The sequence below is a fragment of the Deinococcus misasensis DSM 22328 genome (assembly GCF_000745915.1).
In the GTDB taxonomy this organism is placed as follows: Bacteria; Deinococcota; Deinococci; order Deinococcales; family Deinococcaceae; genus Deinococcus_C; species Deinococcus_C misasensis.
This window is the reverse complement of sequence record NZ_JQKG01000009.1, coordinates 17,939-35,144: the sequence shown is the minus strand read 5'-3', so window position 1 is coordinate 35,144 and position 17,206 is coordinate 17,939. Positions and strand designations below refer to the sequence as shown.

16 protein-coding genes are annotated in these 17,206 nt (G+C 54.6%); 11 read left to right on the top strand and 5 right to left on the bottom strand.

Annotated features, from left to right (window positions below):
- Positions 1 to 37 precede the first annotated feature (37 nt).
- Positions 38 to 613 carry a CDP-alcohol phosphatidyltransferase family protein gene (locus Q371_RS07205; RefSeq protein WP_034338220.1) on the top strand — a complete coding sequence of 192 codons (576 nt, stop codon included), beginning with the start codon at positions 38 to 40 and terminating at the stop codon, positions 611 to 613.
- A gap of 15 nt (positions 614 to 628) precedes the next feature.
- Here Q371_RS07205 and Q371_RS07200 read toward each other — a convergent pair whose 3' ends face one another.
- Positions 629 to 1,264, bottom strand: a complete 636-nt coding sequence (locus Q371_RS07200; RefSeq protein ID WP_084571298.1) for a glycosyltransferase family 2 protein — start codon at positions 1,262 to 1,264, stop codon at positions 629 to 631.
- Positions 1,265 to 1,483: 219 nt separating this feature from the next.
- On the opposite strand from Q371_RS07200, the gene Q371_RS07195 reads away from it, so the two are divergent.
- From Q371_RS07195 to bioB, 5 genes are all read left to right on the top strand, one after another.
- Positions 1,484 to 2,215 carry an ABC transporter ATP-binding protein gene (locus Q371_RS07195; protein ID WP_034338217.1) on the top strand — a complete coding sequence of 244 codons (732 nt, stop codon included), beginning with the start codon at positions 1,484 to 1,486 and terminating at the stop codon, positions 2,213 to 2,215.
- Positions 2,205 to 3,464: an ABC transporter permease gene (locus tag Q371_RS07190; RefSeq protein WP_034338214.1), complete on the top strand. Its 1,260-nt coding sequence runs from the start codon at positions 2,205 to 2,207 to the stop codon at positions 3,462 to 3,464. The genes Q371_RS07195 and Q371_RS07190 overlap by 11 nt, the downstream gene beginning before the upstream one ends.
- 220 nt (positions 3,465 to 3,684) lie before the next feature.
- On the top strand, positions 3,685 to 5,259 hold the full coding sequence (locus tag Q371_RS07185; RefSeq protein WP_034338211.1) for a hypothetical protein: 1,575 nt from the start codon (positions 3,685 to 3,687) through the stop codon (positions 5,257 to 5,259).
- A 542-nt stretch (positions 5,260 to 5,801) separates the two neighbouring features.
- Positions 5,802 to 7,373, top strand: coding sequence for an ABC transporter substrate-binding protein (locus Q371_RS07180; RefSeq protein WP_034338208.1), 1,572 nt, complete (start codon positions 5,802 to 5,804; stop codon positions 7,371 to 7,373).
- A complete protein-coding gene (bioB, locus tag Q371_RS07175; protein ID WP_034338520.1) occupies positions 7,370 to 8,299 on the top strand; it encodes a biotin synthase BioB in 930 nt (309 codons plus the stop codon). Before Q371_RS07180 ends, bioB begins: the two co-directional genes overlap by 4 nt.
- 56 nt (positions 8,300 to 8,355) lie before the next feature.
- Here the strand turns inward: bioB and Q371_RS07170 are convergent, their stop codons facing one another.
- Positions 8,356 to 10,398: a thioredoxin domain-containing protein gene (locus tag Q371_RS07170; RefSeq protein WP_034338205.1), complete on the bottom strand. Its 2,043-nt coding sequence runs from the start codon at positions 10,396 to 10,398 to the stop codon at positions 8,356 to 8,358.
- Positions 10,399 to 10,706: 308 nt separating this feature from the next.
- Between Q371_RS07170 and Q371_RS07160 the strand changes: the two genes are divergently transcribed.
- Both Q371_RS07160 and Q371_RS07155 read left to right on the top strand, forming a co-directional pair.
- On the top strand, positions 10,707 to 11,282 hold the full coding sequence (locus Q371_RS07160; protein ID WP_051963581.1) for a TetR/AcrR family transcriptional regulator: 576 nt from the start codon (positions 10,707 to 10,709) through the stop codon (positions 11,280 to 11,282).
- Entirely contained in the window at positions 11,266 to 11,922 is a 657-nt protein-coding gene (locus Q371_RS07155) for an MBL fold metallo-hydrolase (RefSeq protein WP_034338199.1), read from the top strand. Before Q371_RS07160 ends, Q371_RS07155 begins: the two co-directional genes overlap by 17 nt.
- Before the next feature lie 42 nt (positions 11,923 to 11,964).
- Here the strand turns inward: Q371_RS07155 and aroH are convergent, their stop codons facing one another.
- Positions 11,965 to 12,330: a chorismate mutase gene (gene aroH / locus Q371_RS07150; RefSeq protein WP_034338196.1), complete on the bottom strand. Its 366-nt coding sequence runs from the start codon at positions 12,328 to 12,330 to the stop codon at positions 11,965 to 11,967.
- A gap of 275 nt (positions 12,331 to 12,605) precedes the next feature.
- On the opposite strand from aroH, the gene queG reads away from it, so the two are divergent.
- Positions 12,606 to 13,715 carry a tRNA epoxyqueuosine(34) reductase QueG gene (gene queG / locus Q371_RS07145; protein ID WP_034338193.1) on the top strand — a complete coding sequence of 370 codons (1,110 nt, stop codon included), beginning with the start codon at positions 12,606 to 12,608 and terminating at the stop codon, positions 13,713 to 13,715.
- A 6-nt stretch (positions 13,716 to 13,721) separates the two neighbouring features.
- Here queG and Q371_RS07140 read toward each other — a convergent pair whose 3' ends face one another.
- On the bottom strand, positions 13,722 to 14,423 hold the full coding sequence (locus Q371_RS07140) for a Crp/Fnr family transcriptional regulator (protein WP_051963578.1): 702 nt from the start codon (positions 14,421 to 14,423) through the stop codon (positions 13,722 to 13,724).
- Between the two features lie 407 nt (positions 14,424 to 14,830).
- Between Q371_RS07140 and Q371_RS07130 the strand changes: the two genes are divergently transcribed.
- Positions 14,831 to 15,481 carry an ABC transporter ATP-binding protein gene (locus Q371_RS07130; RefSeq protein ID WP_034338187.1) on the top strand — a complete coding sequence of 217 codons (651 nt, stop codon included), beginning with the start codon at positions 14,831 to 14,833 and terminating at the stop codon, positions 15,479 to 15,481.
- A 184-nt stretch (positions 15,482 to 15,665) separates the two neighbouring features.
- Positions 15,666 to 16,466, top strand: coding sequence for an enoyl-CoA hydratase/isomerase family protein (locus Q371_RS07125; RefSeq protein ID WP_034338184.1), 801 nt, complete (start codon positions 15,666 to 15,668; stop codon positions 16,464 to 16,466).
- A gap of 21 nt (positions 16,467 to 16,487) precedes the next feature.
- Here Q371_RS07125 and Q371_RS07120 read toward each other — a convergent pair whose 3' ends face one another.
- Positions 16,488 to 17,015: a hypothetical protein gene (locus Q371_RS07120; protein WP_034338182.1), complete on the bottom strand. Its 528-nt coding sequence runs from the start codon at positions 17,013 to 17,015 to the stop codon at positions 16,488 to 16,490.
- Between the last annotated feature and the right edge of the window lie 191 nt (positions 17,016 to 17,206).

Below are 17,206 nucleotides of genomic sequence, written 5' to 3'. Positions count from 1 at the left end.
CTCAGCAACTTGTGATGTGCTCTGTTTACAATGAACCATGTTCCGCAAATTGAAACGCCCCAATGTTTTGACGGTGATGCGCATTGTTTTGATTGTGCCCCTGTGTCTGGTGTTTCATTCCCAGCAGGTGGGTGCACTCTGGGCCAGTCTGGGTTTGCTGGCCATGATGGGCCTCACCGATCTGCTGGATGGGTATTTTGCACGCAGATACAATGTGGCCCACCGTGAAGGTGAACTCATGGACTCCATGGCAGACGGTTTCGTTCGCCTGAGTGTGTTTTTGCTGCTGCTGGCTGATGGTCTGGTTCCACTCTGGATGGTGCTGCTGGTGATGTGGCGTGATCTGGTGTCGTGGTCTTTGCGGTTCATGGACCTGGCCCGAGGCAACGATCAGGTGCACAAGCGCATCTCTGGCAAAATCAACGGTCTCATCCAGTCGGTGGCGATTGGCGGAATCTTGATTGCCCTGCTCTGGGCAGCCAGCGTGAGTCATCCCATCAACCTGATGGTGGTGCAACTGTTCATGCTTTCAGCGGTGCTGACGGCAGTGTGGTCCACTGTGGATTTGCTGTACACCCACAAACAGGCCGTCAAGACCTTTTTGAGGCGTTGAAGGCACTGCATTCACTCAGGAACGCTGGCCCAAGTGGTACTTTAAAATCTGCCTGAACATCCGCACCCGTGCCTGTGCCCCTTTCCAGAGCCCCTGTTTTTCTTCTTTGGTGACCTGTGAAACCCCATGCAAGGTGACGTATTTGATCTTGATGCCTGTTTTTTTCAAGGCATCGGTGATCGCCACTTCGATGGCATACCGCAGGTGGGCAGCACCTTCAAGGCCCAGCAGGAGGTCTCTGGGCAGAACCCTTTGTCCACTCCAGTGCCGGGTCATCCATGAAGCGAGGGTGGTGGAGGTGCGCCCTCCAGAGAACAAGCCCACGGTGGCTCTGGCCTGACCTTGTTGCACCGGAGACGCGAGGGCCTGAATGTGCTGGGCGGTCAGTCCGGTCAGATCTGCGTCCAGAAAAAGCAAATGTTCGGTGGTGCTGATTTTGGCCCCTTCCAGCATGGCTCCAGCTTTGCCCAGATTGTGGGGCAATTCCAGCACTTCGGCTCCAGAGGCTCGGGCGACTTGGGCAGTGCGGTCTGTGGAGGCGTCGCTGACCACCAGCACCTGTCCAAGCTGGGATTTCAGGGCAGCGTCAATCACGGGAGCAATGTTTTTTTCTTCATTGTAGGCCGGGATGATCAGGGTGAATTTCACCATGATGCCAGTCTGACAGGTGCAGGTGAGAAAGGGATTCCAGAGGTGGGCAAAATGGCTTAAGAGTAAAGCTTGCTTGACATCATGCCTAAAGTGTTTTACCTTAAGTCAAGGAAACTTGACATCAGATCCCATGGATGGTTTTCCCATCTGCTCCCATGATCCAGAGGTCAAGGGAACCCCGGTTTTGATGCAGGCGTACCACAACAATGGAGGCCAACCATGGTCACAATTGAAAACCTCAGCAAGTTTTATGGCAAAGTGCAAGCCCTCAAAGGGGTCAGTTTTCAGGCGCAGGACGGACAGATTTTTGGTTTGCTCGGACCAAACGGAGCAGGGAAGACCACCCTCCTGAGGACCCTCGCCACATTGTTGACCCCCACAGGCGGAACAGCCAGCGTTGCAGGATTCGACATCCGCAAAAACCCCGAGCAGGTCCGAAAGAACATTGGGGTGGTCAATGGAGGCATGGGCCTTTATGATCGCCTGACGGGCCGCGAAATCCTGCACTATTTCGGCGGATTTTACGACCTGCCCCGCGCACGCATCGACGAAAGGATTCAGGAACTCGACCGGTTTCTGGACCTCAAGGCTGTGCTGGACCGCAAAGCAGGAGAATACTCCACAGGAATGAAACAAAAAATTGTGGTGGCCCGGGCGGTGATCCACGATCCCAAGGTCCTCATTCTGGACGAAGCCACCAACGGTCTGGATGTGGTGGCCAGACGTGCCCTGCTGGATTTTGTGAAGTCTTACCGCTCAGCAGGAAAGCTGGTGCTGTATAGCACCCACGTGATGGAAGAAGTGGAAGAACTCTGTGAAAACCTTGCGGTCATTGACCACGGCACCTTGCTGTTCAATGGCAGTTTGCAAGGCCTGAAACAAAAAACTGGAAAAGCCAGACTGGAAGAAGCCTTCTTCGAACTGGCCAGAGGGGTCAACCATGCGTCTTGATTTTGTGTTGCAGGTCCTGGGCAAAGAAATCCTTTCCACGTGGCGTGACAAACGTACCCTCGCCAGCACCATTTTGCTGCCCCTGATCATGATTCCGATTTTCACCCTCGGGTTTCCCCTCCTGATTGGCAAGGCCTTTCAGGGAGAACAGCAAGCCCGTCAAAAAGTGGGTGTGGTGGGCCTTGAACGCATGCCTGCCGAACTTCGCACCTTTCTGGAGCAAGACCAGAAGGTGAACGGCAAGGTGGTGTCCTCTGGCGTAGAACTCATTGCCACAACCAAGCCCATTGAGGACGTGCAGGCCGGAACACTGGATGCTGCACTCTCCATTCCCGAGAACCTGCCGTCAGAAGCCGGAGGTCCCGCAGCCACCGTGCAGATTTTCGTCAAGCAGAACAGCCTGAAAAGCGTGGGTGTGAAAAGCAAGCTGGATGCTGCTGTGAATGCCTACAAAGACATTCTGGTGCAGAAAAAGCTTGCTGATGCAGGGCTCGGGCGTGAAGTGCTGACCCCGATCCAGACCGAAACGGTGGATGCCAGCACCACCGCAGAGAAACGCAGCGGTCAACTGGCCTTCATCATTCCGATGTTCATCTTGCAATTCATTCTGGCCGGGGCACAGCCCACCGCCATCGATTCCACCGCAGGGGAGAAAGAACGGGGTACCTTTGAAGTGCTGCTGGTGTCCCCCATCCGCAGGCTCGAAGTGGTGCTGGGCAAACTCGGGGCGGTGACGGTGTTCTCTCTGGTGAGTGCCATTTTCAGTGTGATCGGATTGGTCTTGGCAGGTCTGGCAGCCAAATACCTTTTGCCACGCATTCTGGGCGAAGAAAGCGGTCAGGAATCCCTGATGAACTCTTTCGGAGGCAGTCTCAATCTGGACACCACCAGTTTGCTGTTGCTGCTCGGGGTGGCCCTGACGGTGGCTTTGCTGGTGAGCGTGATTGTGCTGACCATCAGCGTCTATGCCCGCAACTTCAAGGAAGCCCAGACCTATCTGGTGCCGTTCTCTCTGGTGGTGGTGATTCCTGCGGTGGCCCTGCAATTTGCGGATTTCCTGCAAACCAATGCCCTGATGTATGCCATTCCCCTGATTGGCTCGATGCTCTCGATCATGGACATTGTGAAAGGGGCCGTAAAATCCGACATGATGACCATCACCTGCGTCAGCAACCTGTTGTTCACTGGCATTTTGCTGCTTTTTGCCCTGAGGTCCTTCTCCAGAGAAGAAGTGATTTTCCGTAATTGAAGCCACGTGTCAAAAAAAGTTTACATTTGATTGTGTTTGCCATCCTGTCACGTGCAGGATGGTTTTCTTTTGCAAGGTTTCACACATGTGGCTTTTGAGACATTTTCAAACTGTCCAGCCCTTCTTTACACAACTGACCTCTGGACATGCGTTTGATTGCCAAATTTGTCATAGTAACGTGACAAAGAAAACCCTATAAAGGATTTTAAAGAGGTGACGGGTGCACGGTCTGACTTTCCAATCTGCTTTTTCTTTGCCCCAATCGTTGTGGATTCCGGGTGCATGGGACAGTTTTTTGCAACACAACTCCCGACAACTGGAACGTGAACTCCTGAAAATGGACACAGAAATTGCCCGGATCCGTCTTGCACAGTTGTACATCCGTCAGCAAAAGGGGTCAGAGGCCGCGCAAACCTTGCAGGATTTGCACCATGTCCTTGCCCGTGCAGAACGCCTGCGTTTGATGCATCAACAAGGTCAGCACGATGCTGTGCTGGAAGCAGGACTCATGTTTTTGCAGAATTGGAATGGGGCCACAGACCTTCTGGAAGCGGAGGCCCATGGACGCATGTGCTGGATGGTGGGGTTGGCTCTGGCAGAACAGGGCAACCTGAAAGCCAGAGGGTACCTGGAGTCTGCGGCCAGCACGTTTCACCTGCTGGGCATCAACCACAGTCAGGTGATGCTGGACCTTGCCCTCAACCTCCTGAAGCTTGGAGACCATTCAGGTTCAGTGGGGGTGTACAGGCAAGTGATGGGGTTTGCCCGCAAGAACCGGGACGCTCGGATGCTGGAGCGTGCCCTGATTGAAGGCTGTGCTGCTTTGATCTGTGCTGGTGAGTGCGATCTGGATTTTGTGGAAGGCCTCTCCAACAAAATGCTCAGGGTGTCTTTTCGCAACCTTTTGCAGGCTGTTTTTCAGAGGACCCCTTACTCGGAAACCCCCGAAGAGCCCAGCAAACCACGGGATGTTTTTGCTGCCCTCACCCACCTGATCAAAGGCACCGAACGGGCTTTTCAGGAGTTTCACCTCGGGCATTTTGGGGATGCAAGACGCACCTGCGAGAAAGCTTTGCAGGCTTTTGATGTGGTTCAGGAATTCAACAACAGCACCACCCACCATTTCGAAGTGTTGTATGCCATGGCCCTGTACTTGAAAGGCCTGTGTGGTGTCATTGTGCGAGATCAGGATGTGGTTCGGGATGCCCTGCAAGAACTGGGTGCGCTCAAGTTGCAAAACCCACTGGTTCGCTGTTTGCGTGGGGTGTTGTGTGCAGAGATGTACAGTGTGCGCCGCATGAAGTGCCCTGTCTATTCTGTTCAGCAAGCTTTGCAAGATGTGTTTGATTTTTTTGCCCAGGCCCAGCCTGCATCCCAACAGTTCATGACCAGATGGTTGCTGCGGTTTGGCATTGGTGTTCTGGTGGTCCTCGAACTGCTTGACAAAGGCAACCCGAGCACCCATGCAGCCCTGTCAGAGGTGATGTTCATCACCCCTCTGGGGGCATTCCTGAACTTCAAAATGATCAACCATCCTTCTGCGGGTGCGATTTCCCAGAGTTTGTATGAAATTCTGGAGGTGCACCGTGCACAGGAACCCAAGCATGAAATGCAAATTTACCGTCACCGCCTGACCATGCGCGAAAACCTCCAGCCTCCCATCACCTTCAGTTTGATTGTCGACCACCTTTTGGAAGGCTCGGGGTGTGCCATGGAAGAAACATCCGATTTGATGTACCTGAAACGGTTTCTGCCAGAGAAGTACCAGAAGCTCAAAGAGCCTTCCTTGTCTTGAACGCTTTGGTTTTTGGTGTGAGCCAACTGCTGTGGTGTCACAGGGATGTGCTGTCATGGTGGAACATCCAGGTGGATGTTCAGATGAAGGATTTTGGCCTCTGGTGCGATAATAAGGGATTTCCCTTACTTTGCTTCGTAGGAAAACACTCATCTTTTTTTCTTTTGTTTTCAGGACGAACAATTTTAAATTGTAATCCCGCTGACCCTACAGATCGCTTCAGTTGAGCCTGTTTTTCTGTAGTAAAACTGAGATGGCAATTCATGTACCATTTACCTCGGGTCAAGGGAAACCGAAACCCATCCCCCTGTATCCATCGGATTAAGATTGAAATCAGGGCTGGCACACCTTAACTGCACAGAAAACCTGTCGCACACTCCTTGAGGTCACCTGTCCAAATCACAACACATTGTGTATTGAGCTCCCCGGATGTTCTGCATCCGGGGTTTCTCCTGTGTCACCCATGCCTGTCACCCAGACAGTGCTTGAACCCCATCCAAAGATGTTAACCAGAATTCAAAAAATAGGTTAACATTCTTGCCATGTTCAAACATGTTCTTCTGATGGTTTCGATGCTCAGTCTTCCTGCCAGTGCTGCCACACTGGTTTACGGTGCAACCGGCGAGCCCGTCAATCTGGAAAGTGGCAACATCGTGGAGCGCACCAGCATGCTCCCTCAGGTGCAAATCTACGACACACTGGTGTGGGTGCAAGACGGCAAGATCACACCCAAACCAGCTCTGGCCACCCGCTGGACCTCCAACAAGACCGCCACCGAATGGACCTTCACCCTGCGCAAAGGGGTCAAATTTCACGACGGCACCCCTTTCAATGCCGATGCGGTGGTCTTCAATGTGATGCGCTGGTGGGACCCCAACTTTGAATACGGATACCGGGACAGTGGTAAAGCCTTCGGGATCTGGGGCCAACTCCTTGGAGGGTACAGAGGCTCAGCCGATGGCCTCCTGAAGAACGTCCAGAGGCTCGATGAATTCACTGTCAAATTCACCCTGAGCAAACCCTATGCCAGTTTCCCACAACTGATCGGGGCGGGATACTTTGGGATTTCCAGCCCCACAGCCATCAAAGCACAAGGGGCAAAATACGGAACCCCCGCTTCCAGACCTGTGGGCACTGGACCATTTGAATTCGTGGAGTGGACCTCTGGGGACCGCATCGTCTTCAAACCCAACAAAAACTACTGGGGGGTCAAAAGCAATGTGGACCAACTGGTGTTCCGCTTCATTCCCGATGCCAACCAGAGGCTCAACGAACTGCGGGCAGGCACCATCGATTTCACCAGTGACCTGAACCCCGACAACCTGAGCCTCATCAAAAACGATGCCTGCTTGACAATGGTGCTCAAACCGTCTTTCAATGTGGGATTCCTGAGCCTGAACGTCAAAAACCCATTCCTCAAAGACGAGCGTGTGCGTGAAGCCATCTCTCTGGCCGTCAACAAAAAAGCCATCATCGAGGCCTTTTATGGCGATCTGGCGTACACCGATGGAAGCCTGCTGCCGAATCAACTGGATTGGGCGAACGATCCAGAGATCAAAGATTACAAATTTGATCCTGCACAGGCCCGCAAAATCCTGAAAGAAGCCGGGTACAACAACGTCAGTTTTGACCTGTGGTACCCACCCATCGCCCGCCAGTACTACCCCAATCCCAAAGCTCTGGCAGAAGCCATTGCCGTGGACCTCGCTGAAGTGGGCATCAAAGTGAATCTGCGCACCCAAGACTGGGCCAAGTGGGTCAAGGACTCCCGCACCCAACCCGGCTACGACAGTTACATTGTGGGCTGGATCGGGGACTATGGCGACCCAGACAACTTCTACAGCGCTTACTACGGTCCTTACACCAGTCTGGACAGCAACTATTATCCTCAGGAACTGGAAAACCTGCTGGTGAAAGCCCGCAGCACCACCAACAAAGCCCAGAAAACCCGCCTGTACCAGCAGATCCATGCCTTCACCTTCAAAGCCAACGTGCGGATTCCTCTGGTGCACTCCAAACCCATCGCGGCCACCCGAGCAAACATCTCCGGATGGTTGCCCAGTCCTCTGGGGGTTGAAGCCTTCAACAAAGTCAGGAAAAAGGCTGCAAAATGATCCGCGCTTTGCCAGAGGTGCTTGCCCTGTTTGATCTGCCTTTTCTGGATCTGGTGCATCAGGCCACTCTGGTGCACAGGCAGCATTTCACTTCAGGAGAGGTGCAGGCATCCACCTTGCTGTCCATCAAGACCGGAGGATGCCCCGAAAACTGCGCTTACTGTCCGCAATCGGCCCACTTCGAGACCGGGGTCAAAAGCCAGAAATTGCTGAGCCTTCCAGAGGTTCTGGAAGCTGCAAAACAGGCAAAAGCACAGGGGGCCAGCCGTTTCTGCATGGGTGCTGCGTGGAGGTCGCCCAGAGGCCAAGACCTGCAAAAGGTCGCCGAAATGGTGCAAGAGGTCAAAGCCCTTGGACTCGAAACCTGTGCCACGCTGGGTTTGCTGGATCAGGAGCAGGCAGAGGTGCTGTCTCTGGCAGGTCTGGATTACTACAACCACAATCTGGACACCTCCAGCGACCACTACGCTGAAATCATCACCACCAGAGCGTATCAGGACCGCCTGAACACCCTCTCAAATGTCCGAGAAGCAGGCATGAAAGTCTGCTGCGGAGGCATCGTGGGGCTGGGCGAAACCCGAGAACAACGGTCCAGATTTCTGCTGGAACTTTCCCTGCTGGATCCTGCCCCAGAGTCGGTGCCCATCAACCACCTGATTGCTACGCCAGGGACCCCTCTGGAACACCAGAAAGCTCTGGACTGGACAGAGTTTGTACGCACTGTAGCGGTGGCCCGCGTTTTGATGCCCAGCAGTTTTGTGAGGCTTTCGGCAGGTCGCGAAGGCATGCCTGAAGCGGTGCAAGCGTGGTGTTTCATGGCTGGTGCCAACTCCATCTTCCTTGGAGAAAAGCTTCTGACCGCCAGCAATCCGGAATTGGAGCAGGACCATCAGATGTTTGAAAAGCTGGGGCTTACCCTGATTTGATGGAATTTCAACCAAAAGGAGACCCTCCAGAGGGTCTCCTTTTGATTTTGCAAGCTTCAAGATCCTTGCAACTGGTTTCTCAGGGTTTCAGGATCTCTGGCAGGCAACTGGCAGGCAAAATCCCTGCACACGTAAGCAATGCCGTTTCCTTCCCGACCTTCCAGAGCAGACAGCCCCCATGCAGTTTCTGCAGGCGAGATGGCCGTGGTGGGCAGGTAAAATTCAGAGGCCACCTGTTCCAGAGGTTTGCGCTCCTCTGGGGTTCCCATGACCACCAGTTCGGTGTGGGGAGCCTGCAAGAACTCGAAGGCTTGCCAGAGGCCCCCAAAGCCTGAGGCGTAAGAGCGCATCTGGCCCAGACTGCTGGACACCACCCTTTCAGCAATGTGCTGTGCTTCTGCATCCTGAAAATAACGGTTGATCCAGATGGCAAGCAGGGCAGAGGCTCCATTGTCGCTGATCACGGCAGCATCAAAGAACTCCTGTCTGCGGGTGATCAGGTCACTCTGGGTGGCTGGGGTGCTGAAAAAGGCAGCCGTGTTTTCATCCCAGTGTTCCTGTTTGATGGTGTCCCAGAGCTTCTGGGCGGTTTGCAGGTGCTCTGGGGTGCCTGTGGCCTTGAACAGTTCGATCAGGCCCAGAGCGTACAGGGCATGGTCTTCAAGCAAACCTGAAATTTTGGCCTGACCGTCTTTGTAGGTGTGCAGAAGCGTGTCGTTTTGCCAGAGGTTCTGCTGAATGAACTGTGCATTCTGAACCGCCACTTGCAGGTAGTCCTCGCGGTTCAGGACGCGTCCAGCTTCTGCAAAGGCAGCCAGAGCCAGCCCATTCCACGAGGTGAGCACCTTGTCATCGGTGCCGGGTTTGACGCGGCTTTCTCTGGCTTCAAAGAGTTTCTGTCTGGCCTGAAGCACTTTCTCCTGCACCACTTCGATGCTGACATCAAACGTCTCTGCGAGGTCTTGCAGGCTGCGCTGGATGGACAGCACGCTTCTGCGCCCAAATGCCTTGTGGTGGGGGTCTTCAAAATTGCCGTAAGGGGTCACCCCATAATGCATTTTGAGCAGTTCACTGTCCGGTCCCAGCAGGTCATCGAACTCCTGAGGGGTCCACACAAAGTATTTGCCCTCAATGCCTTCCTGATCGGCATCCTGAGCGCTGTAAAAACCCCCCTCTGGAGAACGCATCTCACGGATCAGGTAATCCAGTGTGCGTTCGGTGGTTTCCTTGAACAGGGGAGATCCGGTCAGTTGGTAAGCATGCAGGTAGACCCGGGCAAGCTGGGTGTTGTCATACAGCATTTTTTCAAAGTGAGGGACCAGCCATTCGGCGTCCACGCTGTATCTGGCAAACCCCCCTCCAAGCTGGTCAAAAATGCCCCCTCTGGCCATCTGCTCAAGGGTGTACGTGACCATCTCCAGAGCCTTCTGGTTGCCTGTGCGTCTGGCATGCATCAGCAGGAATTCCAGAGTGGTTGGTCCAGGAAACTTCGGGGCATCACCAAAACCGCCGTATTGGGTGTCAAAACGCATGCGCAGGTTTTCGATGGTGTTTTGTGCATGCTCATCTGAAAGGTCATTTTGCCGGGCTTCTCGGGTGCTGGAAGACTTCAAATGATCGGTCAGGGAATTTGCACTGGTCAGGACCTCCTCCCGTTTGGTGTCCCATGCATTGCGAATGGCATGCAGCAAACGGCGAAACCCGATGCGTCCGAAGGCGTCTTCTGGAGGGTAATAGGTTCCTCCGTAAAAAGGTTTGAGGTCCGGGGTCAGGAACACCGTCATGGGCCATCCCCCCGAGCCGGTCATGGCCTGCACTGCGCCCATGTAGATGGCGTCCACATCGGGTCTTTCTTCCCGGTCCACTTTGACGGGAACGAACCACTGGTTCATCAGTCCTGCGATTTCTTCGTTTTCGAAGGATTCATGGGCCATCACATGGCACCAGTGGCAGGTGGAATACCCAATGGACAGCAAAATGGGCTTGTCTTCTAGACGGGCTTTCTCGAAGGCCTCTTCGCCCCATGGGTACCAATCGACGGGGTTGTGTTCGTGCTGTTTCAAATAAGGACTGGTTTCAAGGCTCAAACGGTTGGACATGGGGTCAGTTTACCGATTGAGTCTGAAGGCGTCTGGAAGATGGGGCAGGATTGGGGTGGGGCTGCGCCCTGCAGAAGGCAGAAGGCAGAAGGCAGAAGGCAGAAGGCAGAAGGCAGAAGGCAGAAGGCAGAAGGCAGAAGGCAGAAGGCAGAAGGCAGAAGGCAGAAGGCAGAACAGTGTTGTCCCAATCGTAGGGGCGAGGCGTGCCTCGCCCTGTCTTGCAAAGGCCAGAGCTTTAACTTTGCCTTGGCCTTCTGCCTTCTGCTTTACCCCTTGATTTATGTAGACCAGTCATTATAATAAAAACCATGTCTCCTCGAAAAAGCGATGCAAAAGCCAAACTGCTGCAAGCCACCTCCGCCCTGATGCAAAAACAGGGATACGCGGCCACCGGTCTCGAACAGATCGTGCAGGAAAGCCAGGCCCCCAAAGGATCCATGTATTACCACTTTCCAGAGGGCAAAGAACAACTGGCAGCAGAAGCCCTTTTGCTCAGTGGGGCACAGTACACCCAGATGATCCAGAGCATCCTGCAAGGTCCTGATTTGCAGGAGAACTTAAAGCACATTCTGGGACTTTTTGAGCAACAACTGGTCCAGAGCCAGTACACCCTCGGGTGTCCGATTGCCAGTGTTGCCACCACCTTGCAACCCGAGCAGCACAAACTTCAGCAAGCCTGTCAGACGGTGTTTCAGGACTGGACCCGCCTGTTGGAAGAAGCCTTAAAGGCCCATCAATTGCCTGCTGCTTTTGCCACAGTGTTGCTGTCCAGTCTGGAAGGTGCCCTCTTGCTCTCAAGAGCACACCAGTCTGTGGCCCCTTTGAAAACCACTGGGGAAGCCCTCATTCAAATGCTGGAGGTCCACCATGCACAAAATCGCTGAAGGTCTGTACGTGCTCCCGAGCTTTCCCAGCTTTGCGATCAACACCTACCTGATGGAAGATGTTTTGATTGATGCCGCCACCAAATGGGATGCCCTTCGAATCGCAAGGCAACTGAGAGGACGTCCAGTGAACCTGCTGGCCCTGACCCATGTGCACCCTGACCATCAGGGAGCAGCAAGCAAGCTGTGCCAGAGCATGAACCTGCCTCTGGCCTGCCATGCAGACGACCAGCAAATCATGGAAGGCCGCAAACCCATGCTGCCCAGAAGCTGGATGATCAAACTGCAAGAGAAAACCTGGATGGGCCGTCCTCATCCGGTTTCAAAAGTCCTCAAGACTGGAGATGAATTGGCCGGATTCAAAGTGATCCATGCGCCGGGTCACACCTCTGGATCGGTGATTTTCTTCCGCGAAAAAGATGGGGTGGCCGTGGCCGGAGATGTGATGAGCAACCTCAACCCCTTCACCTTGCGTCCCGGCCTCCATGAAATGCCAGATGAATACACCGTGCACCGTTCCCAGAGCCGGGAAAGCATCCGCTTGCTGGCCAGCCTCGATCCTGCGGTGGTGTGTTTCGGACATGGAAAACCCGTCACGGACCGTGCTGCCCTGAAAAGGTTCGCTCAGGCATTGCCATGAAAAAACCTCCCCGATTTGGGGAGGCACGACATTTCGAACAGTTTACTGTGCGCTTGCGATGTCAGGACGCAACACCACGGCTTCACGCAAGTAGATGTGCTTGACTTCGGTTTGCTTTTTGTCGGTCTCGACGTGCATCATCACGCGGATGGCTTTTTGCAGACGGCCCGGCACTGGAATTTCCAGAGCGTTCAGCAGGGGCACGGTGGTCATGCCAATGGCTCGGGCTGCCTCGGCAGGGAAAGCGGCATTGATGTCCGGTGTGACCGTGAAGATGATCGAGCAGATGTTTTCAAATTCCACACTGTTGGCATCCAGCATTTTCTGGAGCAGTTCCGTGGTGGCTTCATGTATGGCTTCAGAGGTGTTTTCAGTGACGGTGGTGGCACCGCGAATCCCGCGCATCATAGGGGGATTGTAACACTGAATTTTGCGGGTGGGGGAGAAGGTGTCTAAGTGGGGAGGAAGGCTTCGCCTTGCCGAGGGCCGAGAGCCGAGAGCTAAAAAAGCTTTGGCTAGAGCAAAGAAGGGCGAGGCACACCTCGCCCCTACAGATGCCCTTGACCAGTTCTAATACGCATAGCACGATGCTCTCGGCTCTCGGCTTCAGGGCAAGGCACGCTGAACCCCACCGAATGCCCCTTCTAACCCATCCCACCCCCACTTCCTGTATCCTGCTACCCGTGAACCCCCCTGACCTCCTGCTGGAAAAAGCCCTGAGCCTTGGTTTTGATGTGGCTGGATGGGCCACGGCCACCACGCCACCAGAGGCCTCTGAGCGTTACCAGAGCTGGTTGGATCAGGGCTTCCATGCAGGAATGGATTATCTGGAGCGGCAACTTCCGCGCAGAAACGACTTGCAGAGCACCCTCTCTGGGGCCAGAAGTGTGCTGGTGCTCGGGATTTCCCATGCTTTTCCAGAGTTGCCTGTTCCCAAGAATGGCGTGCGGGTGGGAAGGGTGGCCCGTTATGCATGGACGCCCGATTACCATCAGCAAATCGAACCCCTTCTCAGGGAACTTGAGGAGACTGCCCGAGGTCTTGGGGTCAGCAGTCGGGGCTGTGTGGATTACGCCCCCATCATGGAGCGTGAACTGGCGTCCCGGGCGTTTCTGGGATGGCAGGGCAAAAGTGGAATGGTGGTGTCCCAGAAACTCGGGGCTTTTGTGACGCTGGCGGTGCTGCTCACCGATCTGGAGGTCGAGGAGCACGGCAGGCATGCAGACCGCTGCGGACGCTGTCAGGCTTGTGTGCAGGCTTGTCCCACTTCAGCCATTCAGGGTGGGCGGGTGATTGATGCCAGACGCTGCATCTCCTACCTGACCATTGAACATCGGGGTCCCATCCCGTCAGAATTCCGGTCTGCTCTGGGAGAGTGGCTTTTTGGTTGTGACCGCTGTCTGGAAGTGTGCCCCTGGAGCATCAAAGCCGGAAGTGTCGCAGCAAAACTCATTCCAGATCCAGAGCTGGCCCACCCTGACCTCAGTCTGTTTTTTGAGGGTTCCAATCGGGATTTTGACCGCAGATTTGCCCACACGGCTTTCTCCAGACCCAGACGCAAAGGGATGGCTCGAAATGCCCTGATGGTGCTGGGCAACCTCAAAAACCCAGAGCACCTGCCTTTGATTCAGAAAGCCACAACAGACGAAGCGTGGGAGGTTCGGGTTTCAGCGGTGTGGGCTCTGGGCCAGATGCCAGAGGCGGGTCTCAAGGCCAAACTGGAAAAACTCCTGCACGACCCTCATCCAGAGGTGGTGCAGGAGTCACAAAGACAACTTGAGCTGTTGACTTGATTTGCTTTAAAAATCACCAAGGTCGTTGGCGAGGGCTTCAAGCTCCTCGGCGTTGAGGATCTTGATCATTCGGGGGTGGGTTTTCACCACGCCGACCTCTTCGAGCTTTTTGAGGGTGCGGGTGATGGTTTCGCGGCTGTTCCCACTCCGGCGGGCCAGATCTGCGTGGGTGACGGGAAGCTCGTTGAATTTGGGAACCCCTTTGCGGTGCCGCTCCTCGTACATGGAATGCAGGGTGTAAGCAATCCAGGTTTCGGCGTTGGCAAAGGTGCGCATGGTCAGGTCCCGGTTGGTTTGGGTCAGTCGCCCGGCAAGAATGCTGGCGAGGTTCCATAAAATCTGTGGATACTTGCGGCTCAGTTCCTTGAACACATCCCGATACAGCACATAACAACGCACAGCCGTCAGGCATCTGGCGGTTGCTGTGCGCGGCACATGGGTCAGCACGGCCACTTCACCCACGATGCACGGAGCGTACATCTGGTTGATCACCCGTTCCTGCCCGAGCGCCCCGTAATGCTCAATGCCAATTTCACCACTGACGATCAGGTAGAGGGCTTCTCCACTTTCTTCCTGATCGAACAGGGCGTTTCCTGCACTGTAATTGCGCAAGATGGCCGATTGGGCAATGCGATGAATGGCCTCCTCGGGGAGGTCAGCGAAAAGGTTCTGGTTTTGCAAGTCCGCAATGGCTTGACTGGATTGCATGTGACCATTCTAAGGGCTTTTGGGCAAAATGGCTAAATTCAGCATGAATCGCTGAACGAGATGCCTAAACCGTCACACCGGAGAGGGCAACCTGTCCGATCAGGGTAAACGCAAAGTCTGAAGTTTGGCAGGCCGACTGAGAAAGCGGTCAGCCGTCAGCCATCAGCGATCAGTGAAAAGCGGATCCAGAAGCTTTTGCGTTCGACAGCAGCAGGACCTAAAGGCCAAGCCCCATCAGGTTTGGCAAGCTCAACCGACTGGAAGAAGACTTTCCTTCTGGCCGACGGCTGACTGCTGAGGGCTGACGGCTCTTTCTGTTTGCATCGCCCGAACAGCGACTTTGCAGCTACCCTGCCTGTCCGATCCAGAGCGTCTGAAAACCACCCCAGACATGCTAGGATGGTGCGGTGTTTGTGCTGCAAGCCCTTGACATCCACCATACATTTTCAAGCACTGAAGTCCTGAAAGGGGTCAGTCTTCAACTCCAACCCGGAGAAACCGTGGCCCTCACTGGCCCATCGGGAAGCGGGAAAAGCACCTTGCTTCACCTGCTGGCAGGACTGGAAAAACCCTCTCAGGGGCAGGTGATGTGGGGAGATGCAGAGGTCAGCACCCTGAAAGGAACCGCTCTGGACCGCCTGAGAAACCAGCACATCGGTCTGGTGTTCCAGCAGCATTACCTGCTCAGCGACCTGACCGTGCTGCAAAATGCACTGGTTCCCGGCTGGATTCAGGCCCGGCATCCTCAGGAAGAGGCGTTGGAATTGCTGGCCAGAGTGGGCCTTTCGCACCGCTTGCAGCACTATCCTTCGCAGCTTTCTGGAGGAGAGCGCCAGAGGGTGGCCTTGGTCCGTGCAGTCATGAACCGCCCCGAGGTGATCCTCGCAGATGAGCCGACCGGAAACCTTGACCAGCACAACACCCAAGAGGTGATGAAACTCTTGCTGGAACTGGCCCGTGAACGGGGCTCGGGGGTGCTTCTGGTGACCCACGATCAGGCGCTGGCTTCCAGAGCAGACCGGGTCTTGAAGTTGCTGGATGGCTCTCTGGTGAATTGAAAAGCTGTGGTCTGCAACCCAAGGTGCAAAGGGTGACATGTACGGTCAAAGGTTCACTGTGAACTTGTGGTTTGCATGATCCTGACCGTGCTCTGGTGATGCCCTTTGCAGTCTGAGAATTCGGGTCAGGTATACTACCCCTAACATTTCAGGGCAGCGTGCCCTGCCCTTTGAGGAGAACAACATGAGCGACATGCTGGAAGCAGAATTTGAGAACATCACCCTCGATCAGGATGGCCCGATTGGCATCCTGACCATCAACCGTCCCAAGAGCCTGAACGCCCTGAACATCGACACTTTCCGCGAAATTGCCGAAGCCATCATGCTCATCGAGGAAAATCCTGAAGTGGAAGCCCTGATCGTCACCGGTGCCGGAGACAAGGCATTTGTGGCTGGAGCAGACATCACTGAGATTGCCGATCTGGAAGGGGCTTTCAATGGCCGTGACCTGAGCTTGCAAGGTCAGGACATTTTCCAGCAGATCGCCCAGTTGCCTTTCCTGACCATTGCAGCCGTGAACGGATATGCTCTGGGTGGCGGTCTGGAACTGGCCATGGCCTGTGACCTGCGCATCGCTTCCCCGAATGCCAAACTGGGCTTGCCAGAGGCCACTCTGGGTCTGTTGCCCGGCTATGGTGGCACCCAGCGTTTGCCCCGTCTGGTGGGTGTGGGCCGTGCGCTGGACATCATGGTGTCTGCCCGTCTGGTGGATGCCAAAGAAGCCAAAGACATCGGTCTGGTCAACGAAGTGGTGGATCAACCCCTCGAGCGCGCCAAGGAGTATGCCCACAACGTGCTCTCCAAAACCGCTCCTCTGGCCGTGGGACTCATCAAAGAAGCGGTGCGCCGTGGCATGGACACCACCTTCGCTGATGCTCTGGAAATCGAAGCAGACCTGTTCGGCATGGCGGTGGCCACCGAAGACCGCAAAGAAGGCACCAAAGCTTTCCTTGAAAAACGCAAACCCCAATTCAAAGGCGAGTGAAAAGGGTGCCCAAAGGGGCACTCACAGGCTTTTGAGCATTCGACTGATCCTCAGGGTGTCCCCGAGGGTCAGTTTTTTGCGTGTGTGGGTCAGCAGGTAGGTGCTCAGGCTGTCCCAGGTGACAATTTTGACGTTGTCGATTTCCCATTCACGCACCGTGGAAGCGTAAAGGGTTCTGGCTTTGAGTTCCTCGGGTTCCAGCAATTGCTGGAACAGCATGACCGGATAAATCGGCGTCCCCAGTTTGCGGGAGAACATCTCCACGCTTTGCTGCAGGGCGTGTACTTGCGGCATCATGTTCAGTTCGCCAATCAAAAGGGTTCTGGGGTTGTGCAGAATCACTCCGCTGGGTTCGAGGTGCACCAGAGCGAAAATGCCGTGCAGGGAAATCAAAAAGGTGACATCACTGAAGTGGCCCATCTGGATGTTTTCGCGGATCAACCAGTGGTCTGGCAGGGCATACAGGGTGTTTTCCAGTTTGGACCGTCTGGGCAGCAGGTTGGCAGGAAGGGCTGGACGTTCGGCTTTGAGTGTGCGAGCCAGGGTCATGGTGTTCCTCCATACGACAACTGAGGTGGGGCTGCCTCAGGGGGTTCTCATGAAATCCAAAATAGCACATTCTTTCAGATGAATAAACAAAAAATTCTTGAGTACAGGAAATCCCTTATCAAAACAAGGTCGAACAGAAAGGAATTTTCCGACTCAAAGGCAGAAAAATTTGATTCTGAAAAAATATTTAG